Annotated in this window: 23 protein-coding genes; 13 read left to right on the top strand and 10 right to left on the bottom strand. The window is 69.8% G+C overall.

Features of this window, described 5'->3' with window-relative positions; genetic code table 11:
• Window positions 1-41: 41 nt before the first annotated feature.
• A complete protein-coding gene (locus tag ACXIZN_RS11055) occupies window positions 42-440 on the top strand; it encodes a hypothetical protein (protein WP_457954110.1) in 399 nt (132 codons plus the stop codon).
• Between the two features lie 2 nt (window positions 441-442).
• Window positions 443-1,810 carry a DJ-1/PfpI family protein gene (locus tag ACXIZN_RS11050; protein ID WP_457954108.1) on the top strand — a complete coding sequence of 456 codons (1,368 nt, stop codon included), beginning with the start codon at window positions 443-445 and terminating at the stop codon, window positions 1,808-1,810.
• Here ACXIZN_RS11050 and ACXIZN_RS11045 read toward each other — a convergent pair.
• On the bottom strand, window positions 1,746-2,105 hold the full coding sequence (locus ACXIZN_RS11045) for an antibiotic biosynthesis monooxygenase family protein (protein ID WP_457954106.1): 360 nt from the start codon (window positions 2,103-2,105) through the stop codon (window positions 1,746-1,748). The two genes, ACXIZN_RS11050 and ACXIZN_RS11045, sit on opposite strands and share 65 nt — an antisense overlap.
• Before the next feature lie 50 nt (window positions 2,106-2,155).
• On the opposite strand from ACXIZN_RS11045, the gene ACXIZN_RS11040 reads away from it, so the two are divergent.
• Window positions 2,156-3,004: a DUF1206 domain-containing protein gene (locus tag ACXIZN_RS11040; protein ID WP_457954104.1), complete on the top strand. Its 849-nt coding sequence runs from the start codon at window positions 2,156-2,158 to the stop codon at window positions 3,002-3,004.
• A 51-nt stretch (window positions 3,005-3,055) separates the two neighbouring features.
• Window positions 3,056-4,405, top strand: a complete 1,350-nt coding sequence (locus ACXIZN_RS11035) for a DUF2252 domain-containing protein (protein ID WP_457954102.1) — start codon at window positions 3,056-3,058, stop codon at window positions 4,403-4,405.
• A 19-nt stretch (window positions 4,406-4,424) separates the two neighbouring features.
• Here ACXIZN_RS11035 and ACXIZN_RS11030 read toward each other — a convergent pair whose 3' ends face one another.
• The 3 genes from ACXIZN_RS11030 to ACXIZN_RS11020 all read right to left on the bottom strand — a co-directional run bounded on the left by ACXIZN_RS11030 (window position 4,425) and on the right by ACXIZN_RS11020 (window position 9,262).
• A complete protein-coding gene (locus ACXIZN_RS11030; protein ID WP_457954100.1) occupies window positions 4,425-6,995 on the bottom strand; it encodes an FtsX-like permease family protein in 2,571 nt (856 codons plus the stop codon).
• Window positions 6,996-6,999: 4 nt separating this feature from the next.
• A complete protein-coding gene (locus tag ACXIZN_RS11025) occupies window positions 7,000-7,740 on the bottom strand; it encodes an ABC transporter ATP-binding protein (RefSeq protein WP_034319075.1) in 741 nt (246 codons plus the stop codon).
• A gap of 115 nt (window positions 7,741-7,855) precedes the next feature.
• Complete coding sequence (locus ACXIZN_RS11020; RefSeq protein WP_457954098.1) at window positions 7,856-9,262, bottom strand: amidase; 1,407 nt, start codon at window positions 9,260-9,262, stop codon at window positions 7,856-7,858.
• Between the two features lie 160 nt (window positions 9,263-9,422).
• Between ACXIZN_RS11020 and ACXIZN_RS11015 the strand changes: the two genes are divergently transcribed.
• Both ACXIZN_RS11015 and ACXIZN_RS11010 read left to right on the top strand, forming a co-directional pair.
• Window positions 9,423-10,745 carry an MFS transporter gene (locus ACXIZN_RS11015; protein WP_457954097.1) on the top strand — a complete coding sequence of 441 codons (1,323 nt, stop codon included), beginning with the start codon at window positions 9,423-9,425 and terminating at the stop codon, window positions 10,743-10,745.
• Window positions 10,742-11,311, top strand: a complete 570-nt coding sequence (locus tag ACXIZN_RS11010; RefSeq protein ID WP_457954095.1) for a nuclear transport factor 2 family protein — start codon at window positions 10,742-10,744, stop codon at window positions 11,309-11,311. Before ACXIZN_RS11015 ends, ACXIZN_RS11010 begins: the two co-directional genes overlap by 4 nt.
• 109 nt (window positions 11,312-11,420) lie before the next feature.
• Here ACXIZN_RS11010 and ACXIZN_RS11005 read toward each other — a convergent pair whose 3' ends face one another.
• From ACXIZN_RS11005 to ACXIZN_RS10985, 5 genes are all read right to left on the bottom strand, one after another.
• Window positions 11,421-12,062 carry a response regulator transcription factor gene (locus ACXIZN_RS11005; RefSeq protein ID WP_457954094.1) on the bottom strand — a complete coding sequence of 214 codons (642 nt, stop codon included), beginning with the start codon at window positions 12,060-12,062 and terminating at the stop codon, window positions 11,421-11,423.
• Window positions 12,063-12,072: 10 nt separating this feature from the next.
• Window positions 12,073-13,305, bottom strand: a complete 1,233-nt coding sequence (locus ACXIZN_RS11000; protein ID WP_457954093.1) for an amidase — start codon at window positions 13,303-13,305, stop codon at window positions 12,073-12,075.
• Window positions 13,302-13,562, bottom strand: coding sequence for a hypothetical protein (locus ACXIZN_RS10995; RefSeq protein WP_257486389.1), 261 nt, complete (start codon window positions 13,560-13,562; stop codon window positions 13,302-13,304). The genes ACXIZN_RS11000 and ACXIZN_RS10995 overlap by 4 nt, the downstream gene beginning before the upstream one ends.
• Window positions 13,559-14,059, bottom strand: coding sequence for a flavin reductase (locus tag ACXIZN_RS10990; protein WP_457954091.1), 501 nt, complete (start codon window positions 14,057-14,059; stop codon window positions 13,559-13,561). The genes ACXIZN_RS10995 and ACXIZN_RS10990 overlap by 4 nt, the downstream gene beginning before the upstream one ends.
• Window positions 14,060-14,129: 70 nt before the next feature.
• A complete protein-coding gene (locus tag ACXIZN_RS10985) occupies window positions 14,130-15,617 on the bottom strand; it encodes an ATP-binding protein (protein WP_457954089.1) in 1,488 nt (495 codons plus the stop codon).
• Between the two features lie 159 nt (window positions 15,618-15,776).
• Between ACXIZN_RS10985 and ACXIZN_RS10980 the strand changes: the two genes are divergently transcribed.
• From ACXIZN_RS10980 to ACXIZN_RS10950, 7 genes are all read left to right on the top strand, one after another.
• Window positions 15,777-16,916 (top strand): acyl-CoA dehydrogenase family protein, encoded by a 1,140-nt coding sequence (locus tag ACXIZN_RS10980; RefSeq protein WP_457954088.1) that lies wholly within the window; start codon window positions 15,777-15,779, stop codon window positions 16,914-16,916.
• Between the two features lie 34 nt (window positions 16,917-16,950).
• Complete coding sequence (locus ACXIZN_RS10975) at window positions 16,951-17,322, top strand: hypothetical protein (protein WP_219151620.1); 372 nt, start codon at window positions 16,951-16,953, stop codon at window positions 17,320-17,322.
• Between the two features lie 5 nt (window positions 17,323-17,327).
• Window positions 17,328-18,626, top strand: coding sequence for an aromatic ring-hydroxylating oxygenase subunit alpha (locus tag ACXIZN_RS10970; RefSeq protein ID WP_457954086.1), 1,299 nt, complete (start codon window positions 17,328-17,330; stop codon window positions 18,624-18,626).
• On the top strand, window positions 18,619-19,113 hold the full coding sequence (locus ACXIZN_RS10965; RefSeq protein ID WP_457954085.1) for an aromatic-ring-hydroxylating dioxygenase subunit beta: 495 nt from the start codon (window positions 18,619-18,621) through the stop codon (window positions 19,111-19,113). The genes ACXIZN_RS10970 and ACXIZN_RS10965 overlap by 8 nt, the downstream gene beginning before the upstream one ends.
• Entirely contained in the window at window positions 19,110-19,859 is a 750-nt protein-coding gene (locus tag ACXIZN_RS10960) for an SDR family NAD(P)-dependent oxidoreductase (RefSeq protein WP_457954084.1), read from the top strand. The genes ACXIZN_RS10965 and ACXIZN_RS10960 overlap by 4 nt, the downstream gene beginning before the upstream one ends.
• 15 nt (window positions 19,860-19,874) lie before the next feature.
• On the top strand, window positions 19,875-20,828 hold the full coding sequence (locus ACXIZN_RS10955; RefSeq protein WP_457954082.1) for a PDR/VanB family oxidoreductase: 954 nt from the start codon (window positions 19,875-19,877) through the stop codon (window positions 20,826-20,828).
• A 92-nt stretch (window positions 20,829-20,920) separates the two neighbouring features.
• Entirely contained in the window at window positions 20,921-22,144 is a 1,224-nt protein-coding gene (locus tag ACXIZN_RS10950) for a cytochrome P450 family protein (protein ID WP_457954080.1), read from the top strand.
• A 220-nt stretch (window positions 22,145-22,364) separates the two neighbouring features.
• Here ACXIZN_RS10950 and ACXIZN_RS10945 read toward each other — a convergent pair whose 3' ends face one another.
• On the bottom strand, window positions 22,365-23,870 hold the full coding sequence (locus ACXIZN_RS10945; RefSeq protein WP_457954079.1) for an FAD-dependent oxidoreductase: 1,506 nt from the start codon (window positions 23,868-23,870) through the stop codon (window positions 22,365-22,367).

Genomic DNA, 23,870 nt, shown 5'->3' with positions numbered 1-23,870 from the left:
GCCGAACATTGCTCCCGTCGCACCGAACGAGGGAGCTGGAAATGAAGCACACGACCGAACCGAAGACCCGCAAGCAGGCCGTTCTGCACTTCGTCCGCCACGCCGTGGAGATGCTGATCGCGATGGTGGCCGGGATGATCGTCCTGGAACCGGTCTGGTCGTTCGTGTGGCCGGGCCTTCCCGGGAACGTGACCGCGAACGCGCTGGTGATGGCGACGAACATGTCGCTCGGGATGGCGCTGTGGATGCGGATCCGGCGCCACGGCTGGGCTTCGATCGCCGAGATGTCGGCCGCGATGTACGTGCCGTATCTGCTGTTCATGCCGTTCTTCTGGACCGGCCTGATCTCGGGATCGACGCTGATGACGGCGGGCCACGTGCTGATGGTGCCCGCGATGCTCGCCGCCATGCTCCGCCGCCGCGCCGAGTACGGGCTCTGACCATGCGATCCTTCCTGCGTGTCACGCTGACCGCGCTGACGTTCACCGTCGCCGCACTGGCCCTGCCGGTCACCTTCGGCGCGGTCACCCTCAACGCCAGCTTCGAAGACCGCTACACGCCGAGAAGCGACGGCATCGCGCCGCGCCCGGCTCACCGGCCGCACGATCCCGCGAAACCGACCGCGGTGGTCGTGGTGGGCAACGAGGGTGCTGTCGTCTCCGACGCGCTCGCGCCCTACGAGGTCCTGGCCGCGTCCGGCGCGTTCAACGTCTACACCGTCGCGCCGGAGGTCCGGCCGGTCACGCTGACCGGCGGGCTCGACCTCATCCCGGACCTGGGTTTCGCCGACCTCGACAGGCTGCTCTCGTCGGCCGCGCCGGATGTCGTGGTGGTGCCCGCGTTGCCGGATCTCGGCGAGCCGACCACGCGGCCGGTGACCGATTGGCTGAAGCGGCAGTCGGCTCGGGGCTCGCTGCTCATGAGCGTCTGCAACGGTTCGGGCGTGCTCGCCAAGGCCGGGCTCCTCGACGGGCGGAAGGCCACCGCGCACTGGATCCGCATCGACGGCTTCGACGACGAATTCCCCTCCGTGGACTGGATTCGCGGCACGCGCTACGTCGACGACGGGAACATCCTGACCACGGCGGGGATCCTCTCCGGGATCGACGGGGCGCTCCGGCTCACCGAGCGCTTCGCCGGCACCGAGGCCGCGCGGAGGGCGGCGGAAGCCGTCGGATGGGCCCGCTACTCCCCCGGCTCCAGCCCGCCGATGGAGCAGAACAGCTTCGAAGCGGCGGACACCGTGGTCGGGTTCAACACCGCCTTCCGGTGGGACAAGCCCAGGCTGGAAGTCCTGCTGACGACCGGGATCCGTGAGCTGGAACTGGCCGCGGTGTTCGACACCTACGGCCAGTCCCTCGCGGTCGAAACGCGAGCGGTCGGTCTCGACGGCACGCCGATCCGGTCCCGGCACGGCCTGACCTTCGCGCCGCGCGGGACCCCCACCACCGAGCTCGACCGGCTGATCGTGCCCGGCACCGACGCGGCCGCGAGTCACGCCGCAGACCGATACTCCGGGCTCTCACCGGTGTACCTGCACGCCGGACCGGGGTTCCCGTTCGACGCCGTGCTCGAAGACCTGGCCCGTACGACGGACGCCGCGACCACGCGATGGACGTCGAGGACGCTGGAGTACCGGCCCGCCCACCTCGCGGCCGGCGGCGAGGCGTGGCCGTGGTCGGTCACGCTCCGGCCGTTCGGGCTGGCCGCCCTCGGCCTGCTCACGGCCTTCGGGATCCGCGCCGTCAGCCGGCGATTCGCGGGCCAGGGCCCGTCTCCCGGACGACGCGGTAGCGGGGATTCGCGCTGACCAGCGACTCGACCTCGCCGGGCAGGCCGTCGAGCGCGGCTTGGATGGCCGCGAGCCGTCCCGCGGTATCCGAGGTCTCTTCGAAATGCCGGTAGTCCGCTTCACTCGCCCAGCTGACGACGTTCACGACCCTCGTCCCGTCCACGCTCGCGTGGAAGCGGGCCGAAACGTAGCCCGGGTAGAACCGGACCCAGCGGTCCTGGATCTCCGCGAAGGCCTCGACCAACGCCGCCTGGGTCTCCGGTCCGTCGACCGCGTACTCGATGATCGAGTAGAAACCCTTGTCCTCACTCATGTTCACTCCTCGAAGCAGATGGTGAACCCGAGCCTTCACCCTCGACCTCGGTGGAGATCAAGAGTGACCTGCCCGACATGTTCCTCCGGCCGGGTCTGGCGGACGGACGCCCACTCGACAAGGATCGGCCGATGCGCGAGAGCAAGACGTTCGGCCTGATCGCCCGAGGCGGGCTCGTCTGCTACGCGATCGTGCACCTGCTCGTCGCCTGGCTCGCGGCGCAGGTCGCGCTCGGCGACAAGGCGAAGGCGGACAAGGCGGGCGCACTGCAGATGGTCGTCGCCGAGGGCGGCGCGTGGCTGCTGTGGCTGATCGCGGCCGGTCTCGCCGTCCTGGCGTTGTGGCAGCTCAGCGAGGCGATCACCGGGCACCGGCACGTCAAGGCGCGGCGGCGGACCGTGCGCAGGATCGTCAGCGCCATCGAGGTCGTGCTGTACGGCCTCGTGTCCTACAGCGCGGTGAAGCTCGCCACCGCGGGCGCCGACGACGGGCAAGGTTCCCTCGTCGCCGGGATCCTCGCGGAGTCGTACGGACCGGTCCTGATCACCGCCGCCGGGATCGCCGTGGTCGCGGTGGCGGTGTTCCTCGCCCAGCGCGGATTCCGGAAGACCTTCGTGCGGGAGCTCGACTTCGGCGGCGCGTCCGGGCCGACCCGCACGACGACGATCCGGCTCGGGCAGATCGGCTGGATCGCGCTCTCCACCGCGTACGGCACCATCGGCGTGCTGACGGTCGTCGCCGCGGTCACCTTCGATCCGGCCAAGGCGAGCGGCCTCGACGCCGCGTTGAAGACGCTCTCCGCCCAGCCGTACGGCGGCCCGATGCTCCTCGCGCTCGCGGCCGGTATCGCCGCGTTCGGCGTCTTCGCGCTGCTGGACGCGCGTTTCCGCAAGATCTGATCTGCCCGCCCGCTCGACCTGTGGCACCGTGAACGACGTCTGGAGGTCGTGATGGCAGGTGTGATCGAACTGATCCGCGAGGGCGGCGAGGACGACCGTCAAGCGCGGATAGTCGAAGTGCTGGTGGACGCCTTCGAGGACCTCATGCGCGCGGACGGCGACGCGTTCCGCCGCAAGTTCCGCAAGATGGCCGCCGCACCGTTCGCCTTCTACCGCGGTTCGGCGTGCCTCTTCTACGCGGACATGGCGCACGAGGACGACCCGTGGGCGAACGCGGAGACCGGCCGCGTGTGGATCCAGGGCGACCTGCACGCCGAGAACTTCGGCAGCTACATGGATTCTTCGGGGACGCTGGTGTTCGACGTCAACGACTTCGACGAGGCGTACCTCGGCTGCTTCACCTGGGACCTCAAACGACTCGCCGCCAGTGTCGCGCTGCTGGCGTGGAGCAAGGCGATCTCCGACGACGACATCGAGACGCTGATCGGCACCTACCTGCGCGCCTACGTCAAACAGGTCCGCGAGTACGCCGAGCGTCCCGGCGACGAACTCGTCCGCCTCCAGCTGGACAGCACCGAGGGCGCGCTGCACCAGGTCCTGCTGAGGGCCCGGCTCAAGACGCGGATCGACCTGCTCGACGAGCTGACCACCGTGGAGGATTACGACCGCAGGTTCCGGCACGGCCCGGGCGTCCGGGTACTGGACAAGGCCGAGCACGAGATCGCGGCCAAGGCCTTCGAGTCCTATTTGGACACCATTCCGGAGAACAAGCGGTTCGGCAGCATCACCTACCGGGTCAAGGACATCGTCGGCCGGACGGGGTTCGGCATCGGCTCGGCCGGGCTGCCCGCGTACAACATCCTCGTCGAAGGCCGCACCCAGGCGCTGGAGAACGACGTCGTCCTCTCGATGAAACAAGGCAACGTCGCGGCGCCGAGCCGGATCGTGTCCGAGGAGAGCATCCGCGGCTACTTCACCAACGAGGGGCACCGCACCGCCGTCTCCCAGCGAGCGTTGCAGGCGCACGCGGATCCCTGGCTGGGCTACACGGAGATCGACGGGACCGGGTTCGTCGTCTCGGAGCTCTCGCCCTACGTCGACGACCTGGACTGGTCGGATCTGACCGAACCGTCGGAGATGGGGCCGGTCCTCGACTACCTCGGCCGGGCCACCGCGAAGATGCACTGTGTGTCCGATTCGGACTCCGAGCAGACGCTCGTCGACTTCCAGAGTGAAGCGGCCATCGCCGCGGTGATCGGCGACCGCGAGGAGGAATTCGTCCGCACGCTGACCGAGTTCGGGATGGCCTACGCCGAGCAGTCACGGAACGACCACCGGTTGTTCGTGGACGCCTTCCGCGGCGGGAAGATCCCCGCCGTCCGGCCCGCCGCGGAGGGCTGACCGGACGACGGGGAACGCGCTACTCGCGGAGGCCGATCGCCTCGATCGGCTTCGACCGCAAGGCCACGCGGGTGGCGAGGCCGAGAGACAGGACGCCGAGCAGGATCGCCCCGGCGATGACACCGCCGAAGACGGTGATCGTGCCGGACGGGAGCGGCGTGCCGCGCAGGCCGAGGTTGAGCAGTACCAGCGGAACCCCGGCCACCACGGTCCCCAGCAGTGCCGCGACACCGACGGTCGTCAGCGCTTCGAAGCGCATCATCCGCACCACCTGGCGTTTCGACGTGCCGACCAGGCGCAGGAGAGCGAACTCCCGGGAGCGCTGCGCCGTGCTCATCACCAGCGTGTTCGCCACGGAGATGACGACGTAGCCGAGGATCACGCCGACCGCGACCAGGTTCACGTAGAACTGGGCCTGCTGCTGCCCGCCGGCGGGAGCGGCCACCGCCGATCCCGGTGTCACGGCCAATCCCGGGTAGCGGGTCGCGAGATCTTTCAGCGCGGAGGTGACGGTGGCGGCGTCCGCGTCGGGCTGCTGCCGCACCAGCACCGCGTCGTCCATCCGGTCCCCGGTGTGCGCCCTGGCGAGGTCCGCGGGCAGCACGTAGCGGCCGAATGCCTGGTCGCGGGTGTAGGTGGCGACCAGCCGCAGTTTGGCCGGGGCGCCGTCACCGAAGTAGAACTCGACCTCGTCGCCGACCTTCTTCTCGTACCAGCCTGCCTCCGATTCGCTCATCGCGACGGTGTTCCCGGTCAGGTCGGTGATCTTGCCCGACACGACGCCCAGTTCGAGGTTCCCGCGGATCTGCGCGCCGTCCAGTCCCTGCGCCGCGTACCGCTCGACGCGCAGGCTGTCCTGTTCCTGCACCGTGTTGATCACCTCGGTGCGGACGACCGGGGTCGCGGCCGCGACGCCGGGGATCCGCCGCGCCGCCTCGGCGACCTCCGGCGAGAGCCCGCCCGTGGCACTGGCGAGCACGTGGTCCGCGGTGGTCGACGCGACGGTCTCCTCCTGGCGCGCGGCGGCCGCGGAGGTCTGGCTGTAGAACATCGTCAACGCGAACGAGACCGCCAGCATCACCGGGGTGACCGCGGCGGCGAGGCGCCGCGCGTTGGCCTGGTTGTTCGCCGCGGCCAGGTAGCCGCTGATCCGCGACGTCCGGTTGAGCACCGGAGCGATCAGGCGCGTCATCACCGCGACCACCTTCGGGCTGACCACGGCGAGCCCGATCACGATGATCAGTGACGAACTGCCCGAAGCCGCGAGCCCCGCGTCACCGCTGAGGAAGATCGGGACCATCGATCCGCCGAGACCGGCCACCACCAGCGCGCAGCCGATGAGGACGCGGACGCGCCCGAGTTCACGCCGCTCCACCGCGGCCTCACCGAGCGCCTCCACCGGGCGGATCGACGACGGGCGCCGCGAAGCCGACCAGGCGGCCAGGCGCGCCGTGCCCAGGCCGAGCGCCAGCGCGGCGACGAGCGGGATCGGGTTGATCGCCAGTTCGAAGTCGGGCGGGATCACACCGATGGCCCCGAACGCGTTCCTCAGCCCGAATCCCACGGCCACACCGAGGCCGCTGCCCAGTACCCCGGCCACCACCGCGACGATCATCGTTTCGGCGCCGATGAGCTTGCGGATCTGCTGGGGGGTCGCCGCGATCGCCCGCAGCAACGCGAACTCCCGGCGACGCTGGTTGATGACCAGCGCCAGCGTGCTGGCCACGACGAACACCGCGATGAGGAGCGCGAAGCCGCCGAACGAGCCGGCCAGCGCCATCAGCAGCATCCGGGTCTGGCTGACGTCGAGGAACTCGACCGTGCTGCGCTCGACCCCGGTCGTCACCGTCACCTTGTCGGTACCGATCGCGTCGCGGACGCGGTCGGCGAGGTCGCCCGGCGTGACACCCGGGTCCGCCAGCACACCGATCGCGTGCGCCTGTCCGGGTGTCCCGGCGAGCTCGGCGGCCTTCTCCGGCGAGAAGAACACCGCGGATTGCCTGGCGAGGCCGTCGCCCGACTTCGGGGCGGCGATACCGGAGACCCGGAACTCCACCGGCGTCGAGCGGACGGCGATCTTCACCCGCTGACCAGCCGACACCCCGCTCCGCGACGCCAGGTCGGCGTCCAGGACGACCTCGTCGGCGCCCGCGGGCGCCCGGCCCTCACGCAGCGAGAACGGCGCCAGCGCCGCGGCGTCCCAGTTGTGGCCCAGCGACTGGCCGCCTTCGGGACCGTTCAGCGTCCGGCCGTCGGCCGTCACCACGGTGGCCGGGAAGCTCTGCTCCGCCACCACGCCACGGACCCCCGGCACCGCGGAGATCGCCCCGGCGAGGCTCACCGGAACCGAAGCCTGCTCGGCGACCTGCTGGGTTTCGAGCGGACCGGAGCCAGGCGGGTCGACCTTCTGCTGACCGCCGACGACGACCGCCGCGTCCGCGTACCGCTGTGTCGGGACACCCGCGCGCAGACCGGACTCCATCAGGATGCCGCAGCCGGCGACCAGCGCCGTCCCGCACAGGATCGCGACGAACGCGCCGACGAAACCGCTCAGGCGGGTCTTGATCGTCTGCCAAGCCAAATCCCACATGACGTCACCACTCCCCGAGGTGGGTCATGCGCTCAGCGACCCGTTCCGGGGTCGGCTGCGGGAGATGGCCCGCCAGCTTGCCGTCGGCGAGGAACAGCACGCCGTGCGCGGCCGAAGCGGCGACCGGATCATGGGTGACCATCAGCACGGTCTGGCCCATGCTGTCCACAATGGAGCGAAGCAGATCGAGGACCTGGCGCGCGGTGCGCGTGTCCAGTGCCCCGGTCGGTTCGTCGGCGAGGACGACCTCGGGCCGGGTGATCAGCGCACGGGCGATCGCGACCCGCTGCTGCTGGCCGCCGGAGAGCTCCGACGGGCGGTGTTCGAGCCGCTTCGCGATCCCGACTCCCTCGACGATCTCGCGCAGCCACTGCGGATCCGGCTTCTTCCCGGCCAGCCGCATCGGCAGCGTGATGTTCTGCAGCACGTTCAGCGACGGCAACAGGTTGTAGGCCTGGAAGATGAACCCGATCCGGGTCCGCCGCAGCTCGGTGAGCGCTTTCTCACGCAGCCTGTTCAGCTCCGTGTCCCCCAGCAGCACCCGGCCGGAACTCGGCTTGTCCAGCCCTGCCGCGCAGTGCAGGAAGGTGCTCTTGCCCGATCCCGACGGTCCCATCACCGCGGTGAACGAGCCCTTGCGCACCTCGACGGTCACCCCGTTCAAGGCCGTGACCGCGCCGTCACCGGATCCGTAGACCTTGCTCACGGATTCCAGCGCCAAGGCGCGTGTGCCCCCTGAATTCATCATTTCCCCTTAACCGGTGGTGATCTCTCTCGATGAAACCTACGGCCGGCGAGGGTCCGGATCGATCCCGCGTGAGGGAAGACTCGTGGTAGCGCTGGCACCACCATGACGCCGGTCACCCCGGCCTGCGGGCGGTGTGGCCACCGGCTTTCTCCAGCGCGTGCGCGATTCCGAGAGCACTCAGGTCGGCGTGGTGTGCCGTGACCACCTGGACCCCGACCGGCAGTCCTTCGGCGGTGAAGCCCGCCGGGACGGCGGTCGCCGGGCATTCCGTGGCGGAGATCAGGTAGGCCGCCCGCATCCAGTGCAGGTAATCCTCCACTTCGGACCCGCCCACCGTCTTCGGGTATTCCAGTTCCGCGTCGAACGGAAGTGCCTGGCTGGCGGGAAGAACGACGGCGTCCACATCGGAGAAATAGGCGCGGACGCGATGGAAGAGTTCGGTGCGCAGCCGGGTGGCCGTCGCGACGTCGGCGCCGGTGAGCGCGCGTCCTTTCGCGACATTCCAGTGGATGGCCTGCTTCACCTTGTCCGGTTCGCCGTCGACGAGGTCACCGACACCTTGCGCGTAGTACAGGGCGCGGAAGGTCTGGAAGACCTCCTCTGCTCCGGTCAGGTCGGGGCAGCCGGAGACGACTTCGGCACCGAGGCCGCGCAGGACGTCCACCTGGGCTTCCACGATCGCCGCGACCTCGGCGTCGACAGGCACCCGGCCGTCCAGGTCGGGTGAGACCGCGATCCGCAGGCCGTCCAGCCGGGACGGCAATCCGGAGCCGAACACGGCCCCGGATTCGGGCAGCGACAGCGGCGCGCGCTCGTCCGGTCCCGCCTGGACGGACAGCAGCAGGGCCGTGTCGGCGACCGTGCGCCCCATCGGGCCTTGGACGCCGAGGGTGAACCAGGCGTCTTTCGCCGGCCACGCGGGCACTCGCCCCGGACTCGGCCGGTGGCCGACGACGTTGCAGAACGAGGCGGGATTCCGCAGCGAACCGCCCATGTCGCTGCCGTCGGCCAGCGACGTCAGCCCCGCCGCGAGCGCGGCGGCGGCGCCTCCGCTCGAACCGCCCGCGGAGCGGTCCGGCGCGTACGGGTTGCGGGTCAGGCCGAACACCGGGTTGAAGGTGTGCGAACCCGCGCCGAACTCGGGAACGTTCGTCTTGCCGAAGACGATCGCCCCCGCCGCCCGCATCCGGGCGACGACGAGCTCGTCCGCGTCGGGCACGTTGTCCTCGAACGCGGGCGAGCCGAAGGTGGTGCGCATCCCGGCGGTCGCGTGGAGATCCTTCACCGCGAGCGGGAGCCCGTGCAGTGGCCCGAGCGACCGGCCGGCCGCGTGCGCTTCGTCGGCCGCCGCGGCGGCGGCCCGCGCGCTCTCCTCGTCGATACTGACGACGGCGTTCAGCACCGGATTCAGCTCCGCCACGCGGTCCAGGGTGGCGTGGAGCAATTCCCTCGCCGACAACTCGCCGGAGGCGAGCATCCGGGCCTGGGTGGTGGCGGGCAGATCGTTGATCGCGCTCACGCGCGGACCTCCTCGGGGTCGGGGACTCGGTAGGGAAATCCTTCAGTCCGGCAGCGGGTTCCTCCAATAGGCGGGGCACACGGAGCTTCCTACGTTGGGACGAACGTTGCCGGGGAGGGGCGCAACGTCGACCGTCCCGTCACCGTTCAAGGAAGAGCGCATGACAGCATCCACCGCTCCATCCAAGACCACCTCCGCCCAGACCCGCAGGCTCGCGATCGGCGCGGGCGCCGGAACCTCGCTGGAGTTCTTCGACTTCTCGATCTACACGGTCGCCTCCGCGCTGGTCTTCCCGAAGGTGTTCTTCTCCGGCGACACCGATCCCTGGTTCGCCTCGTTCATGAGCCTGGCGACCTACACGATCGGCTACGTCGTCGCGCCGCTCGGCGCGATCGTGATGGGCTGGGTGGGCGACCGCTACGGCCGCCGCCGCGCCATGCTCATCACCTTCTACCTCATGGGCGCGGCCACCGTCCTGATGGGACTGCTGCCCGGCTACGCCACGATGGGGGTGGCCGCGCCGTTGCTGCTCGTCCTGTTGCGCCTCGTGCACGGGTTCTCCCGAGGCGGGGAACTGGGCGGCGCTTCGGTGCTCGCCGTGGAGCACGCGCCACCGTCACGGCGGGCGGCGTTCGGCGCGTTCGTCGCCTTGGGATCGCCGGTGGGGGCGCTGCTGGCGAACCTGGCCTTCGTGCTGATCTTCTACTTGCCGCAGGGGGTGATCACCAGCTGGGGCTGGCGGATCCCGTTCATCGCGGGCGCGGTCGTCCTGGCCATCGGTGTCTGGGCGCGGCGTGCGCTCGAGGAATCGCCCGTGTTCCACGAGCTCGCGGCGAGCAAACTGGACAAGAAGATCGTCAAGCTGCCGATCTGGAACGTCATCCGGGACAACTGGGGCAAACTGCTGCTCGCCGCGGGCGCGAACACCGGGCTCAACGGTGTCATGTTCGTCCTGGCCGGGTTCATGCTCTCCTACGCCGCCGGGCCGGCGCCGAAGGGCCTCGGCCTGGACATCCAGGACGTGCTGTGGGGCACCCTGCCCGGTCTCGCGCTCCACGCGGTCACGGTCGTGATCGGCGCCCGGTTCTCCGACAAACTGGGCCGCAAACCCGTGATGCTCGCGTCGGCCGTCGCGGTACTGGCGTACATGTTCCTGCTGTTCCCGATCGCGCGGATCGGGACGCTGACCGCGTGGGCACTCGCCATCGCCGTCGGTTTCGCCCTCACCGGGTTCCTGTTCGGCCCGCTGATCACCTACCTGACGGAGCTGTTCACGCCCGAACAACGGCAGTCCGGCGCCGGGCTGGCCTACCAGCTCGGCGCGGTGCTCGGCGGTGGCCTCGCGCCGTCGATGGCGAACCGGCTCATCGAATGGACCGGCTCCTCGACGTCGGTCGGCTACTACCTCGCCGGCGGGATGGCGCTGACCGTCGTCTGCCTGCTGGCCCTCCCCGAAACCGCACCAGTGAGGACCCGCCGATGAAGGACGAACTCGCCGAACTGCGTCACCGCGTCGAGGTGCTGGAGGCCGAGGCCGAGATCCGCCGGATCCAGGCCCGCTACATGTTCCTCTGCGACACCCCCTGCCCGGAGTACGGCGTCACCGGCGACGACCACCGCATCGAGCTGATCCTCGGGCTGTACACGGAGGACGCCGTGTGGGAGGGCGTCGGCGAGTACTACGACGGGCAGTTCGGCCGCGCGATGGGCAAGGACGGGATCCGGGCGCATTTCGAACGGTTCTGGGGCGAGAAGCGGGATCCGGCGCTGGTCCTCAACGCCCACTACCTGACGTCCGAGCAGATCCACGTCGACGGCGACCGGGCCGAGGGGCAATGGATCCACGTCCAGCCGTGGCTGTACGCCGACGGCACCGGCCTGCTGCGATCGAGCAGGCTCAACAACGCGTTCCGGCGCCAGGACGGCCGCTGGCTCATCAGCCGCACGCGGACCGAGAACGTCTTCATCGCGCCGCTGCCCGCAGGTTTCGCGTCGGACTTCCCGGTGTCGTCGGTGCTGATGGCGCCGGGCTCCGCTGAGGGTTCGTGATCGAGAGCGTAACTCGCGTGATTGGAGGCGTAACTCGCGTGATCAGACGCGTATCTCCGAGTTACGCCTTCAAACACGCGAGTTACGCCCTCAAACACGAGAATCGCGCCTAGACGGTGACCTGGTGCTGGAGGACGTCGCGCACCAGCGTGCCGAGGCTGTCCGACTCGGTCTTGGCCTTGATCCGGGCCCGGTGCACATCGACGGTCTTCACGCTCGTGCCCAGCTGCCGCGCGATCAGCTGGCTGGGCAGGCCGTCGATCACCAGCCGCAGCACCTCCCGCTCGCGCGGGGTCAGGGTCGCGATCCGCTCGGCGACGGCTTTGCGGCAAGCCGCCGCGGAGAACCGTTCCGACGCGACCACCAGCTGCGCCTGGACGACTTCCAGCATCCGCTGCGGCTCGTACGGCTTCTCGAGGAAGTCGACGGCGCCCAGCCGGAGCGCCCGCACCGACATCGGGATGTCGCCGTGCGCGGAACAGAAGATCACCGGGGCCGGGAATTCGCGCGCGACGAGCTTCTCCTGCAGCTGCAGCCCGCTGAGCCCGGGCATCCGGACGTCGATGATCAGCACGCTCGGCTCGTCGGGGTCGAACTCGTCCAGGAACGTCGGCCCGTCCGGGTAGACGAGCGCCTGGATGCCGACGCTCTCCAGCAGGAACACCAGGGATTGGCGGATGGCCTCGTCGTCGTCGACGATGTAGACCACCGGCGACGTCTCGCCGCCGGGCGCGGAATCGGTGGTGACCATGGAGAGCTCCTTACCATGAATTCCCGGCGAGCGTCCGTTCCACCCAGCAGGCGTGTCCGAGCAGTTCGGCATCCCCGCCGTGGCGCCCGACGAGTTGAAGCCCGAGCGGCAGGCCCGCCCGGTCGGTGAATCCGGGCAGCGCGACCGCGGGCAGGCCGAGCGCCTGCCAGCCCCGGCTCAGCACGGGGTTCCCGGTCGCGTCCAGTCCTCGTGGCGCCGCGCCGGGAGCGGCCGGGCCGAGCACGACGTCGTAGGAGTCGAACACCTCGGCGAGCCGGATCCCGCCGCCGGCGATGGTCGCGCGGGCGCTCTCGTACTCGTCGGACGAGGTCGCGGCACCGGTCCGGAGCAGCTGCGCCAATGGAGCGCTCAACCGCTCGGCCGCGGCGAGCTCGGCGGCCCTTTCGCGGGCCGCCTCGTAGGCCATCACCACGGGATGTGCGGCCGTGAGCTCGGCCATCAGCCGTTCGTCGAGGAAGGCCGAGACGGTCGCCCCTGCCTCCCGCAGCCGCTTCGCCGCTTGTGTCACGGCGTGCCGCATCGGCGCTTCGACGACGTCGAGCGCGTCGGCGGACCACACCAGGATCCGCGGCGGCCGAGGTTCGGGATCGGGATCGGCGGTCAGCGCCGACCAGGCGATCGCGAGGTCGGAGGCAGTGGCCGCGAAGACGCCGTGGCTGTCCAGGCTGGGGCTCAGCCCCGTCACCCCGGTGACCGGATACCGGCCATGGCTCATGACCAGCGACGCGACCCCGCAGTACGACGCCGGTCTGGTGACCGATCCGGCGGTCTGCGAGCCCAGCGCCAGCGGGACCTGCCCGGACGCGACGGCGGCGGCCGATCCGCTCGACGAACCGCCCGGGGTATGGCCGGGCGCCACGGGATTGCGGGTCGGGCCGGGGGCGAAGAACGCGAACTCGGTGGTGACCGTCTTCCCGAGCGGCACGGCGCCGGCCGCGCGCCACGCGGTCACGATCGCCGCGTCCGAGGCCGCCGGAGCGGCTTCCGCGCGCAGCGCCGAACCGCACCGGGTGGGCACGCCCGCCAGATCGATGATGTCCTTGACCCCGAGTGGCACGCCCGCGCCCGGCGGGAAGTCCGTCCGGTCGACCCAGGCGTGCAGATCCGCTTCCGTCTCGGCGATCCGGCCCAGTGCGCGCCGGTAAGCGTCCTCCGGAGTGGTCCGCCCCTCCCGGAGATCCCGGACGAGTTCCCGCAGCGACCACGGGCGCGCGAGCCTCATCGCTCCACCCACGCGGCGTCCGCTTCCCAAAAGTCCACGCCGCCGGCGCTCACCCCGTGCCGCCACTCCGAGGTTCGCCTCAGCAGGGGCTCGACCCGCGCGGTCACCTCGTCGGCGGCGTCGGGACCGTCGGCAGGGACCTGCCAGTGGACCCACTCCAGTTCGCGGCCCTCGGCGTCGTGCACGAACAGGTCCACATGACGCCAGCCGTACCCGTGGTTGTCGTTGTAACACATCAACGTGGTGCGTTCGCTCATGGCGTGATCCGGTGGAATTCGCGGCGGAAGTAGGCGAGGCCCCCGGCCTCCTCGTCGACGAAGACGTCCTCGACCTCCACGAAGAGCACGGTGTGCGTGCCCTGGGTGAACTCGGCGCCGACCTGTCCGATCAGGACGGCGGCCGCGTCGCGGACGACGGGGATGCGGAACCGGTCGTGATCCCAGACCTCGAACCGGAACCGGTCGAGCATCGGCACGTCCGTCGCACCGGCGAACTGCAGGGCGAGGTCCTTGTGCTGGGGCGCCAGGACGTTGATGGCCATCCGCCCGTTGGTGCGGAAGATGTCGTGCGTGTAGCTCGACTGGTTGACGCAGACCAGCAGGGTCGGGGGTGAGTCGGTGACCGAGCAGACCGCGCTCACCGTGATGCCGGCGCGGCCGCTGACGCCGTCGGTGGTGACGATGTTGACAGCCGTCGAAAGGTTCGCCATCGCCGCGCGAAACCGTCGCTGGGTCGTGGTCAGCTCATCGGGCATACCCCGACGCTAGAGCCGTGGCCGAAACCGGCGATATCCCGAGTTCCACCGCGCCGCCTGAGGATTTCCCTTACGTGGCCAGCGGCAGCGCGAACCCGAACCGGGAGCCGCCGCCGTCGCGCCGCTCGGCCCAGATGCTTCCGTGCTGCCGCGTGATGATGCGGTGGCTCAGCGCCAGCCCGATACCGCTGCCTCCGGGTTTGCTGGTGAACGACTCGGCGAAGGGATCCCTGGCGACGCCACGGCCGTGATCGTCCACGGTGAGGACCCCGACGCCCTCCTTGGCGCGGGTGCCCACCGTGATCCGCCGTTGCACCGGTTCGCATTCCGCGGTCTCGTCGATCGCGTTGAGGCACAGGTTCATCACCACCTGACCGGTGAGGACGCGTTCGCACCGCACCAGCACCGGCGCCGGATCGAGCCGGACGCGAACCTCCACGGCGTGCGGCGCGGCGCTCAGCTCGATGAAGTACAGGCACTCCCGGACGATCTCGTTCAGATCGACCATCTGCTCGACCTGCTCCAGATGCCCGACGAAGGACCGCAACGAACCGACGATGTCCTTCGCCCGGTCGATCTGGCGGGCGACGCTGTCCAGGCCGTAGCCCATCTGCTCACGCACGTCGCCGCCGGTCGCGATCGTGGCGGCACGCGCGCGGATGCCCGCGATGAAGTTCGCGGCGGCGGCCAGCGGCTGGCCGAGTTCGTGCGCGATCGCCATCGCCATGTCCCCCATGGCGTTGTAGCGGGCCAGATAGTTCTCGTGCCGCAGTTCCAGCTCTCGCCGCACTTCGCCGCGCACCCGCTCGGAGACGTCGTGCAGGATCATCAGATACGCGTCGACCTCGGACTCCGACAGCCGCTCCAGGCTCCCTTCCAGCCAGGTCGCGTTCTCCCCCGGCAACTCCAGCTGCACCGGCCCGACCGGATCCGCGCCGGCCACCACCTCGGTCCAGCGCACCGGCCTGCCGCCCAGATGCAGCCGCGCGTACGCGGTCAGCGGCTCCCCGGCCAGTCGATCGTCGTCACCGGTCAGGCCGAGGAACGTCAGCGCGCTGTCCGTGGCGAACCGCACCGCTCCGGCGGCGTCGAGCATGAACGCCACGGTCGAGGTGTGCCGCGCCAGCGCGTCGACGTACGACGTCGTCAGCTTCAGCTCCCGTTCGACCTCCTCCGCGCGCTGGATGTCGCGGAACTGGACCATCACCGCGGGGCCCCGCTCCAGCTCGACCCGGATGGCCACCGCGTCGGTGGGGATCACGCGGCCGGATTTGCTCCGGTAGTGCCACACGATGCGGCTCGAACCGTGTTCCACCGCGGCCTGGAGCCAGGCCCGCCCGATGACCCGGTCGTACTGCTGCGCGGAACTGCTCATGTGGTTGGCCTTGAGCGGGCGCAGCTCCGAAAGGCTGAATTCGAGCATCTCGCACGCGGCGGGATTGGCCCACAGGATGTTCTTGGTCGCCGCGTCGTGGACGAGCACGCACACCTTCGAGGCGTTCATCATCGCCACGAAGTCGCCGGTGGCCGGCTCGGGCGCGATCGGATCGACGTCCACGGCCTCAGCATAGGAGTTCGCCGCCGGACCCCCGGGTAAGGATTTCCCCTACCGCCCTGCGTGGGAATCCCCCGCCGCCGGCAGGCAATGACCAATGGCCACGCGTGGCGGTGGTCCCTAGCGTCGGAGACATCTTCCCTACGACGCGAGGAGCGCCAGATGGCCCAGATCCAGGAGAGCCCGGCCACGACGCTCGAGGATGTCCTGGCCGAACTCCTCGAGCGCCGTCAGGAGTTCCGCGACCAGCGGTACGTGCCCCGCGACTTCGTCACCCGGCTCAAGGAAGCGGGCGTCTACCGCTCCGCGACGCCCGAACGGTTCGGCGGCGAGCCCCTTCCCCCGGCCGACTTCCTCCGGATCGTGGAGCGGATCTCCGTCGTCGACGGATCCACCGGCTGGGTGGCGAGCTTCGGTTCCGCGCTGGTCTATCTCGCGGCGCTGCCCGTCGAGACGCAGGCCGAGCTGTACGCCGACGGTCCGGACGTGTGCTTCGCCGGTGGTCTCTTCCCCGTGCAGCGGGCCGAACCCACCGCGTCCGGCTTCCTGGTCGACGGACGCTGGAAGTTCGCGAGCGGCTGCATGGGCGCGGACGTCCTCGGCGTGGGGATCCCCGGTGACGACACGACCGCCGGAAAGCCGCGCACCGCGCTGCTGCGGCCCGAGCAGGTCAAGATCATCCAGGAGTGGGACGTCGTCGGGATGAAGGGCACCGGTTCCTTCGACCTGGTCGTCGACAAGGTCGAGGTTCCGCGCGAATGGACGTTCATCCGCGGTGGTGAACCCACGATCGACGAGCCGCTGTACCGCTACCCCACCCTCGCCTACGCCTCCCAGGTGCTGGCGGTCGTCGGCGCGGGAGTCGCCCGCGCCGCGCTCGACTTCGCGACCGAGGTCGGCAGCGGCCGTTCGGGTGTCACGGGCGCGCCGAAACTCGCCGACCGCGCCTACTACCGGACAGGCCTTGCCGAAGCCGAGGCGACGATGCGTTCGGCGCGCGCGTACTTCTACGAGGTCACCCATGAGGCATGGCAAACGGTGCTGGACGGCGACCCGGTGACGCGGGGGCAGAACGCGCATCTCCGCCTCGCCTCGACCCATCTCGCCAAGACCGCCGCGGAGACCGTCAACCGGGTCATCGGCTTGTCCGGTACCGGCGCCATCGCCAACGACCACCCGCTGCAGTGGCTGCTCGGCGACGCCCTCGTCCCCCAGCAGCACGCCTTCCTCGGGCCGGCCATGTACGACGCCGCGGGTGCCGTGCTGATGGGGCATCCGCCCACCGTTCCCGGCTTCCAGTGACCACCACCGACCGACGAGGAGTTGGACCACCACCATGAGCGATACCCCGCTGCGCGTGCTGTTCTGCATCGGTATCAACCAGAACTTCTTCGACCTTCCCGAAGGCGGCGTCGCCGCCGGCGACGTTTGGACCGCCTTCGTCGCGCTGATGGACGGCATCAAGGGCCTTCCCGGCGTGGACTTCATCGGCGACATCGACGACGACTCGCATATGGTCGGCCCGTCCGACGGCTGGCCGTGGACGTGTTACCTGCTCTGCGACGTCGACACGCAGGAGACCGTCAAGCAGGCGTGCGACTTCCTGCGCTCCACGCCGGTCGGCGACAGCCCGTGGAAGCTGTGGAAGTACGCCAAGATCGAAGCGCGTATCGGCCGCGCCCTCACCCCGCGCGAATACCGGGGCTGATCGCGATGACGACAGAATTCACCGCCGCCACCGTGCACGACCTGCCGCCCGCCGATCTCGTCCTCGGCGACCGCGTCGCCGGCCGGGTGTACACCGACCCGGCCATCTTCGACCAGGAGATGACGAAGATCTTCGAGCGGTCCTGGATCTGGGTCGCGCATGAATCGGAACTGCCCAAGGCGGGCAGCTTCAAATCGACCCACGTCGGACGTCATCCGGTCATCGTGACCAAGGACCGCAAGGGCGAGATCCGCACGCTCGTGAACCGCTGCCGTCACCGGGGCGCGTCGCTCTGCGAGAAGAAGACGGGCCACGCCAACGGGTTCACCTGCCCGTACCACGCCTGGTCCTACGGCCTGGACGGCAAACTGCGCGGCATCCCGTACCCCGACGGGTACGAGGGCGTCATGGACAAGGCCGATCTCGGCCTGAAGACCCTGCGCACCGAGTCCTACGGCGGGATGATCTTCGCGACCTTGAACGCCGACGCCGAACCGCTGGCCGATTTCCTCGGCGACGTCAAACTGTGGATCGACCGCTTCATGGCGCAGGGCGGCGGCTACCCGGTGAAGGTGCTCGGCACACACCGGTTCACCTACCGCGGCAACTGGAAGATCCAGCTGGAGAACACCACCGACGGGTACCACTTCCCCATCGTGCACCGCTCCTGGATGGCGTCGGTCGACGCGGAAACCGCCGAGATGATGTCGTTCATGACCGATCCGACGGCGGTCACCCACGATCTGGGGAACGGCCACTCGGTGATGCAGATGGTCCCCGAGCACTCCGATCTGGAGGCGGACGACGGCAGCGAGCCGCTCCAGCCGCGGTTCGACGGACTGGTCGCCCAGCTGGAAGCCGCCGGAGCGGACGAAGCCGAAGTCCGGAGGCTCGTCCATGCCGTGCACGGCACCGGGTTCAACCTCAACCTGTTCCCCAACGTGTCGATGTCGATCTCGTTCTTCCGGGTACTGCGGCCGATCAGTGTCGACGAGACCGTCATCGAGCACGTCGCGCTCGGCAGTGACGGCCCGCCCGAGATCGTCGGCCCGGTCAACCGGGAGCGGTTGCGCGCCCACGAGCATTTCCAGGGCCCGTTCGGTTTCGGCACGCCGGACGACTCCGAAGGCTGGGACCGGGTCCAGCGCGGCGCACAGGGCGCGCCCGAGATGCCGATCATGGTCAACCGCGGTCTCGGCCGCGAAAAGCCCTCCGCCGAGGGCTGGCCGACCAGCCACGTCACCGACGAGACCGGAATGCGGGCGGCGTACGCCCAATGGAAGCGGATGATGAGCGATGACTGAGACCCTCACCGATCCGCGGGTGGTCCGCGCGATCGAGCTGGCCTGGCGCGAGGCCGCGTTGCTGGATGCCAAGGACTACGAGGCCTGGCAACGGCTTTACGCCGACGACGGGATGTACATCATCCCGATCGACCGTGACGCCGAGGACTTCGACGACGTCCTCAACATGGTCCACGACGACGCCCGGATGCGCGGGCTGCGGGTGCGGCGGATGACCGAGGGCTACGCGCTCGCCGCGGTCGACTCGGCGATCACCGCGCGGACCGTCTCGCGTTTCATCCCCGCCGACGTCGGCGACCGGTCGGTCACGCTCAGGGCCGCCCAGATCATCGTGGCGTACAAGCGCGGCCGCCACGACTTGTGGGCCGCGGACGTCGATTACGTCGTCCGCCTCGGCGCCAACGGCGACGAGGACCGCTTCGCCCGCAAGGTCGTCCGGCTCGTCAACGCCGACGAAGCCGTTCCCGCCGCAGGATTCCTGCTGTGAGCGGCACCGCGCCGGTCGCCGTGGTCACCGGCGGGGCGACCGGGCTGGGCGAGCGGATCGCCCGGCGCCTGCACAGCGGTGGCCATCGGGTGGCGATCGCCGATCTCGACGAAGCGGCCGCGAAACGCCTCGCGACCGAACTCGCCCGGAGCGGGGCACACGCCCAGAGCTACCGCGTCGACGTCGCCAGCCGTCCCGACATCGACCAGCTGCTCGCGTCGGTGCTCGGTGACTTCGGGGGTGTCCAGGTGCTGGTCAACAACGCCGCGCGCACCCAGGCGCGGCCGTTGCTGGAGATCACGCCGCAGGAGCTCGACGAGGTGATGGCGGTGAACTTCAACGGCACCTTCCACGCCTGCCAGCTGTTCGGCGCGCATATGGCCGAGGCCGGGTACGGCCGGATCGTCAACATGGCCTCCCTCGCGGGGCAGAACGGCGGCACCACGACCGGCGGGCACTACGCGTCGTCCAAAGGCGCGGTCCTGACGGCGACCAAGGTGTTCGCCCGCGAGCTCGCCGCCAGGGGCGTCACCGTGAACGCGGTCTCCCCCGGCCCGCAGGACAGCCCCATGGTCCACCGGCTCGTCGGCGAGGAGAACCTCGACCGGCTGACAGCCGGGATCCCGGTGGGGCGGCTGGGCAGTATGACGTTCATCGCCGAAATGGTGGCGTTGCTCGCCTCCCCCGAAGCCGCCTCCGTCACCGGCGCCTGCTGGGACGCCAACGGCGGCCTGTTCATGCGCTGACCTGGAGGCACCTGGATGACGAACGTCCTCTTCCGCGTCGTAGAAATCACCGAAGAGACGCCGGAAATCCGTACCCTGCGGCTGGTCCGGCAGGACGACGAGCCGCTGCGCGTCCGGTACCGGGCGGGGGCGCACGTCGACGTGGTCGGCCCGACGGGGGTGTTGCGGCAGTATTCGTTGTGCGGCGCCCCCGACGATCCGCGTTCGATCCTGATCGCGGTCAAACGGGAACCGGATTCGCGGGGCGGATCCGCGGCGATGCATCAGGTTTCGGTCGGTGATCACCTGAAGATCAGCGAGCCGCGCAATCTGCTGACCGTCGCCGAAGACGCGGACCGGCATGTCCTCGTCGCCGGCGGTATCGGTATCACCCCGCTGCTGTCGATGGCCTACGAGCTCTACACCTGGGGCAGCGAGTTCGAGCTCCACTATTTCGCGCGCTCGCGGGAAACCGCGGCGTTCGTGGAACTGCTGGAAGAACGCGTGGAGTTCGCCGACCGGATCCGGCCGCATTTCGGCGTCCCCCGCGGCGAACATCCCGCCGTCCTGCGGACGATCGCCGAAGACCTGACGCCGTCGGCCCACGTCTACACCTGTGGGCCGGACGGTTTCATGCGGCAGGTCGGTGACGTGCTCGGGCCGGTCGTAGGCGCGGACCACGTGCATGTCGAGCGTTTCGAAGCCGCGGAGGTGGACACGTCGGCCGACCGCCCGCTCACCGTCGAACTCGACACCGGTGAGGAATTCGAGGTACCGGCAGGGAAATCCATCCTGTCGGTCCTCGAGGACAACGGCATCGAGGTCTTCAAGTCCTGCGAGGAGGGCATTTGCGGCTCGTGCGTGTCCGGCGTGCTGGAGGGCACCCCGGACCATCGGGACAACTGCCTGACCGCCGCCGATCGTGAGAGCCAGATGGCGCTTTGCGTCTCGCGCGCCCTCACCGACAGGCTTGTCATCGAGCTGTACTGAGCGCAACTCGTCACCGAATGGCGAATAGCCGGGCGAAGGGGTCCGCTGGCAGGGTGGATTCGGTCCGCTCCGCCGAGAAAGGGTGATCCCCGGTGACGCGTCCCCTGGTGCTGGACCCGAACGGCCACGACATCCACGCCGAGAACGAGCGATTACGCGAGCTCGGCCCGATCACCCGGGTGGAGCTGCCGGGCGGTGTGGTGGCGTGGTCGGTGACGGGTTACGAACTCCTGCGAGACCTGCTCAGCGACTCGCGCGTGTCCAAAGACGCGCGTCAGCACTGGCCGGCGCTGGCGGAGGTCAGCGCGGACTGGCCGTTGCTGGTGTGGGTCTCGGTGCGGAACATGTTCACCGCTTACGGCGCCGACCACAAAAGGCTGCGCTCGCTCGTGACACAGGCCTTCACGGCGCGCCGGATCGCCACGCTGGAGCCCTGGATCACCCGGATCGTCGACGGGTTGCTGACCGGGCTCGAAGCCCTGCCCGCCGGCGAACCCGTTGACCTGCGGGAGAATTTCGCCTATCCCGTGCCGATCGAAGTGATCTGCCACCTGTTCGGCGTACCGGACTCGGCGCGCGGCAGACTGCGCCACTCCGTCGACGTCTTCTTCCGGACCTCGGCGAGCCAGGAGGCGATGCTGGCGGCGTATCAGGACATCCACTCGATCTTCACCGAACTCGTCGCCGAGAAGCGGGCGAATCCCGGCGAGGACCTCACCACCGCGCTCATCGCCGCGCGGGACGACGGCGCGCGGCTGGACGAAACCGAACTCATCGATACCTTGATCCTGTTCATCTCGGCGGGCCACGAGACCACCGTGAACCTGCTCGACCAGGCCATCACCGCTCTGCTGACCCATCCCGCCCAGCTCGCCATGATCCGCGACGGCCGGGCCACGTGGAGCGACGCGATCGAGGAAACGCTGCGCTGGCAAGCACCCGTGGCCAACCTGCCCTTGCGTTACGCCGTCGACGACATCGCCGTCGCCGATGTCGTCATCCGGCAGGGCGACGCGATTCTGGCCGGCTACGCCGCCGCGGGACGCGACCCGGCGGTGCACGGGCACGACGCCGGCGCCTTCGACGTCACCCGCAACGACAAGGCGCACGTCGCGTTCGGCTACGGCGCGCATTACTGCATCGGCGCTCCGCTGGCGCGGCTGGAAGCGGCGATCGCCCTTCCGGCCTTGTTCGCACGATTCCCGGACCTGAGCCTCGCGACCTCCCCGGACGCGTTGCGGCACCTCGACTCGTTCATCTCCAACGGGCATCGCGCCCTGCCGGTGATGCTGAACCGCCGGGTGGCCGCCTCGTAGCTCAGTCCTGGTGCTCGCGTCGCGAAAGCCACTTTCGGGACGTCTGATGTCCCGAAAGTGGCTTTCGCGACATCTTTGCCGTACGTGAAGGCGCCGTTGACCGGACCGCGTCACGTCCTCTTCGACTTGCGGTTCAGGAACGNTGTCGCGAAAGCCACTTTCGGGACGTCTGATGTCCCGAAAGTGGCTTTCGCGACGTGCTCCCGAAGCCGCCAGGGCGTCAGCGCCGCCGGAACCGTGCGGCCAGCGCGGCCATCGGCGACCGCCGTGCCCGCACCGGCAGCCTGCCGGACGTGATGTCCTCCAGCAGCGTCGCCACGGTCTCCCGCGCACAAGTGCGGTTCGCGCCGATACCGCCCGAGGGACCACGTTTGATCCAGCCGACCACGTAGGCGCCGCTGAGCCCGTCGACGCGGCCCGCGGTGTTCGGGATCGTGCCGCGGTCGTCGTCGAACGGGAGACCCGGCACCGGAACACCCCGATAGCCGACCGCGCGGACGACCTGACCCGCCGCGATCTCGACCGGCTCGTCCCGGCCCGTGACGCGAAGGCCCCGCACCTGGGTGTCGCCGATGATCCCGGTGGGCGCGGAGTGGAAGCGCAGGACGATCCGGCGTGCGTCTGAGCCCGGCGGAACGGTCCAGTCCACGGTCTCGCGGCCGAGTTCGCGCAGCAGAGCCGCTTTGCCGGTGCCCGCGTCGATCGCGGCCGCGGTGCGCGGGTCCGCGTCGTCGACGACGAGCGGCACACCGGCGCGCCCCGCCAGCGCGAGCAGCTCCGGCGAGGTGTACGCCGCGTCCTCCGGCCCACGCCGGGCGAGCAGCACGACTTCCCGGATCTTGCTGGTACGCAAGCATTCCAGCGCGTGCGGGGCGATCGTGGTCCCGGCGAGGTCGTCGGGGTCGGCGGTGAGGATCCGGGCGACGTCGAGCGCGACGTTCCCCGTACCGACCAGAACGACCCGTTCCGCGGACAGGTCCACCGCGTTCGCGGGCACGTCCGGATGCCCGTTGTACCAGGCGACGACGGTGGTCGCGGCGATGCTGCCGGGCAGTTCCTCGCCCTCGATGCCGAGACCTCGCGCGGATGAGGCACCGACCGCGTAGACGACCGCGTCGTGGCGCTCGGCCAGTTCGTCCACGGACACGTCACGGCCGACCTCGGTGCCCAGGCGCATCCGCAGCCGCGGATGCTCGTGAAGACGCGAGAACGTCTCGCCGATCCGCTTCGTGGCGGGGTGGTCCGGGGCGACGCCGTAGCGGACGAGCCCGCCCGCGACCGGCAACCGGTCGATCAGGGTGACCCGCGCGTTCGTGTGGAGGAGCAGGTCCTCCACCGCGTACATGCCGGCCGGGCCGGTGCCGACGACGGCGATGTCGGGCGGCGCGAAATCGCTCGGGATGGCCCGGTCGAACGTCGGCGGCGCCCACCGGTGGAAGTTCGGCGCGGGATCCGCCGAGGGGGCGGTCTCACGGCCGGCGTAGAAGGCCGCGTTGATCCCCGCGTAGACCTCCAGCGGCCCGGTCAGCAGATCCGCCGGGAAGATCGCGTCCACCGGGCAGGCGTCCGCGCAGGCTCCGCAGTCGATGCACGAGGCCGGATCGACGTAGAGCATCTCGGTGGTGCCGAAGTCGGGCTCGTCCGGCGTCGGGTGAATGCAGTTGACCGGGCAGACCGACACGCAGGTGGCGTCGTTGCAGCAGGTCTGGGTGATCGCGAAGGCCAT

Source organism: Amycolatopsis sp. TRM77291, from assembly GCF_054166285.1.
The sequence above is the reverse complement of the archived record's forward strand: the minus strand, read 5'-3'. Positions and strand labels throughout refer to the sequence as shown.

Excerpts from the sequence above, each read along its gene's own strand:
- ACXIZN_RS11055 (WP_457954110.1), top strand. The coding sequence starts at position 42 with ATGAAGCACACGACCGAACCGAAGACCCGCAAGCAGGCCGTTCTGCAC.
- ACXIZN_RS11050 (WP_457954108.1), top strand. The coding sequence starts at position 443 with ATGCGATCCTTCCTGCGTGTCACGCTGACCGCGCTGACGTTCACCGTC.
- ACXIZN_RS11045 (WP_457954106.1), bottom strand. The coding sequence starts at position 2,105 with ATGAGTGAGGACAAGGGTTTCTACTCGATCATCGAGTACGCGGTCGAC.
- ACXIZN_RS11035 (WP_457954102.1), top strand. The coding sequence starts at position 3,056 with ATGGCAGGTGTGATCGAACTGATCCGCGAGGGCGGCGAGGACGACCGT.
- ACXIZN_RS11030 (WP_457954100.1), bottom strand. The coding sequence starts at position 6,995 with ATGTGGGATTTGGCTTGGCAGACGATCAAGACCCGCCTGAGCGGTTTC.
- ACXIZN_RS11025 (WP_034319075.1), bottom strand. The coding sequence starts at position 7,740 with ATGAATTCAGGGGGCACACGCGCCTTGGCGCTGGAATCCGTGAGCAAG.
- ACXIZN_RS11015 (WP_457954097.1), top strand. The coding sequence starts at position 9,423 with ATGACAGCATCCACCGCTCCATCCAAGACCACCTCCGCCCAGACCCGC.
- ACXIZN_RS11010 (WP_457954095.1), top strand. The coding sequence starts at position 10,742 with ATGAAGGACGAACTCGCCGAACTGCGTCACCGCGTCGAGGTGCTGGAG.
- ACXIZN_RS11005 (WP_457954094.1), bottom strand. The coding sequence starts at position 12,062 with ATGGTCACCACCGATTCCGCGCCCGGCGGCGAGACGTCGCCGGTGGTC.
- ACXIZN_RS11000 (WP_457954093.1), bottom strand. The coding sequence starts at position 13,305 with ATGAGGCTCGCGCGCCCGTGGTCGCTGCGGGAACTCGTCCGGGATCTC.
- ACXIZN_RS10995 (WP_257486389.1), bottom strand. The coding sequence starts at position 13,562 with ATGAGCGAACGCACCACGTTGATGTGTTACAACGACAACCACGGGTAC.
- ACXIZN_RS10990 (WP_457954091.1), bottom strand. The coding sequence starts at position 14,059 with ATGCCCGATGAGCTGACCACGACCCAGCGACGGTTTCGCGCGGCGATG.
- ACXIZN_RS10980 (WP_457954088.1), top strand. The coding sequence starts at position 15,777 with ATGGCCCAGATCCAGGAGAGCCCGGCCACGACGCTCGAGGATGTCCTG.
- ACXIZN_RS10975 (WP_219151620.1), top strand. The coding sequence starts at position 16,951 with ATGAGCGATACCCCGCTGCGCGTGCTGTTCTGCATCGGTATCAACCAG.
- ACXIZN_RS10970 (WP_457954086.1), top strand. The coding sequence starts at position 17,328 with ATGACGACAGAATTCACCGCCGCCACCGTGCACGACCTGCCGCCCGCC.
- ACXIZN_RS10965 (WP_457954085.1), top strand. The coding sequence starts at position 18,619 with ATGACTGAGACCCTCACCGATCCGCGGGTGGTCCGCGCGATCGAGCTG.
- ACXIZN_RS10955 (WP_457954082.1), top strand. The coding sequence starts at position 19,875 with ATGACGAACGTCCTCTTCCGCGTCGTAGAAATCACCGAAGAGACGCCG.
- ACXIZN_RS10945 (WP_457954079.1), bottom strand. The coding sequence starts at position 23,870 with ATGGCCTTCGCGATCACCCAGACCTGCTGCAACGACGCCACCTGCGTG.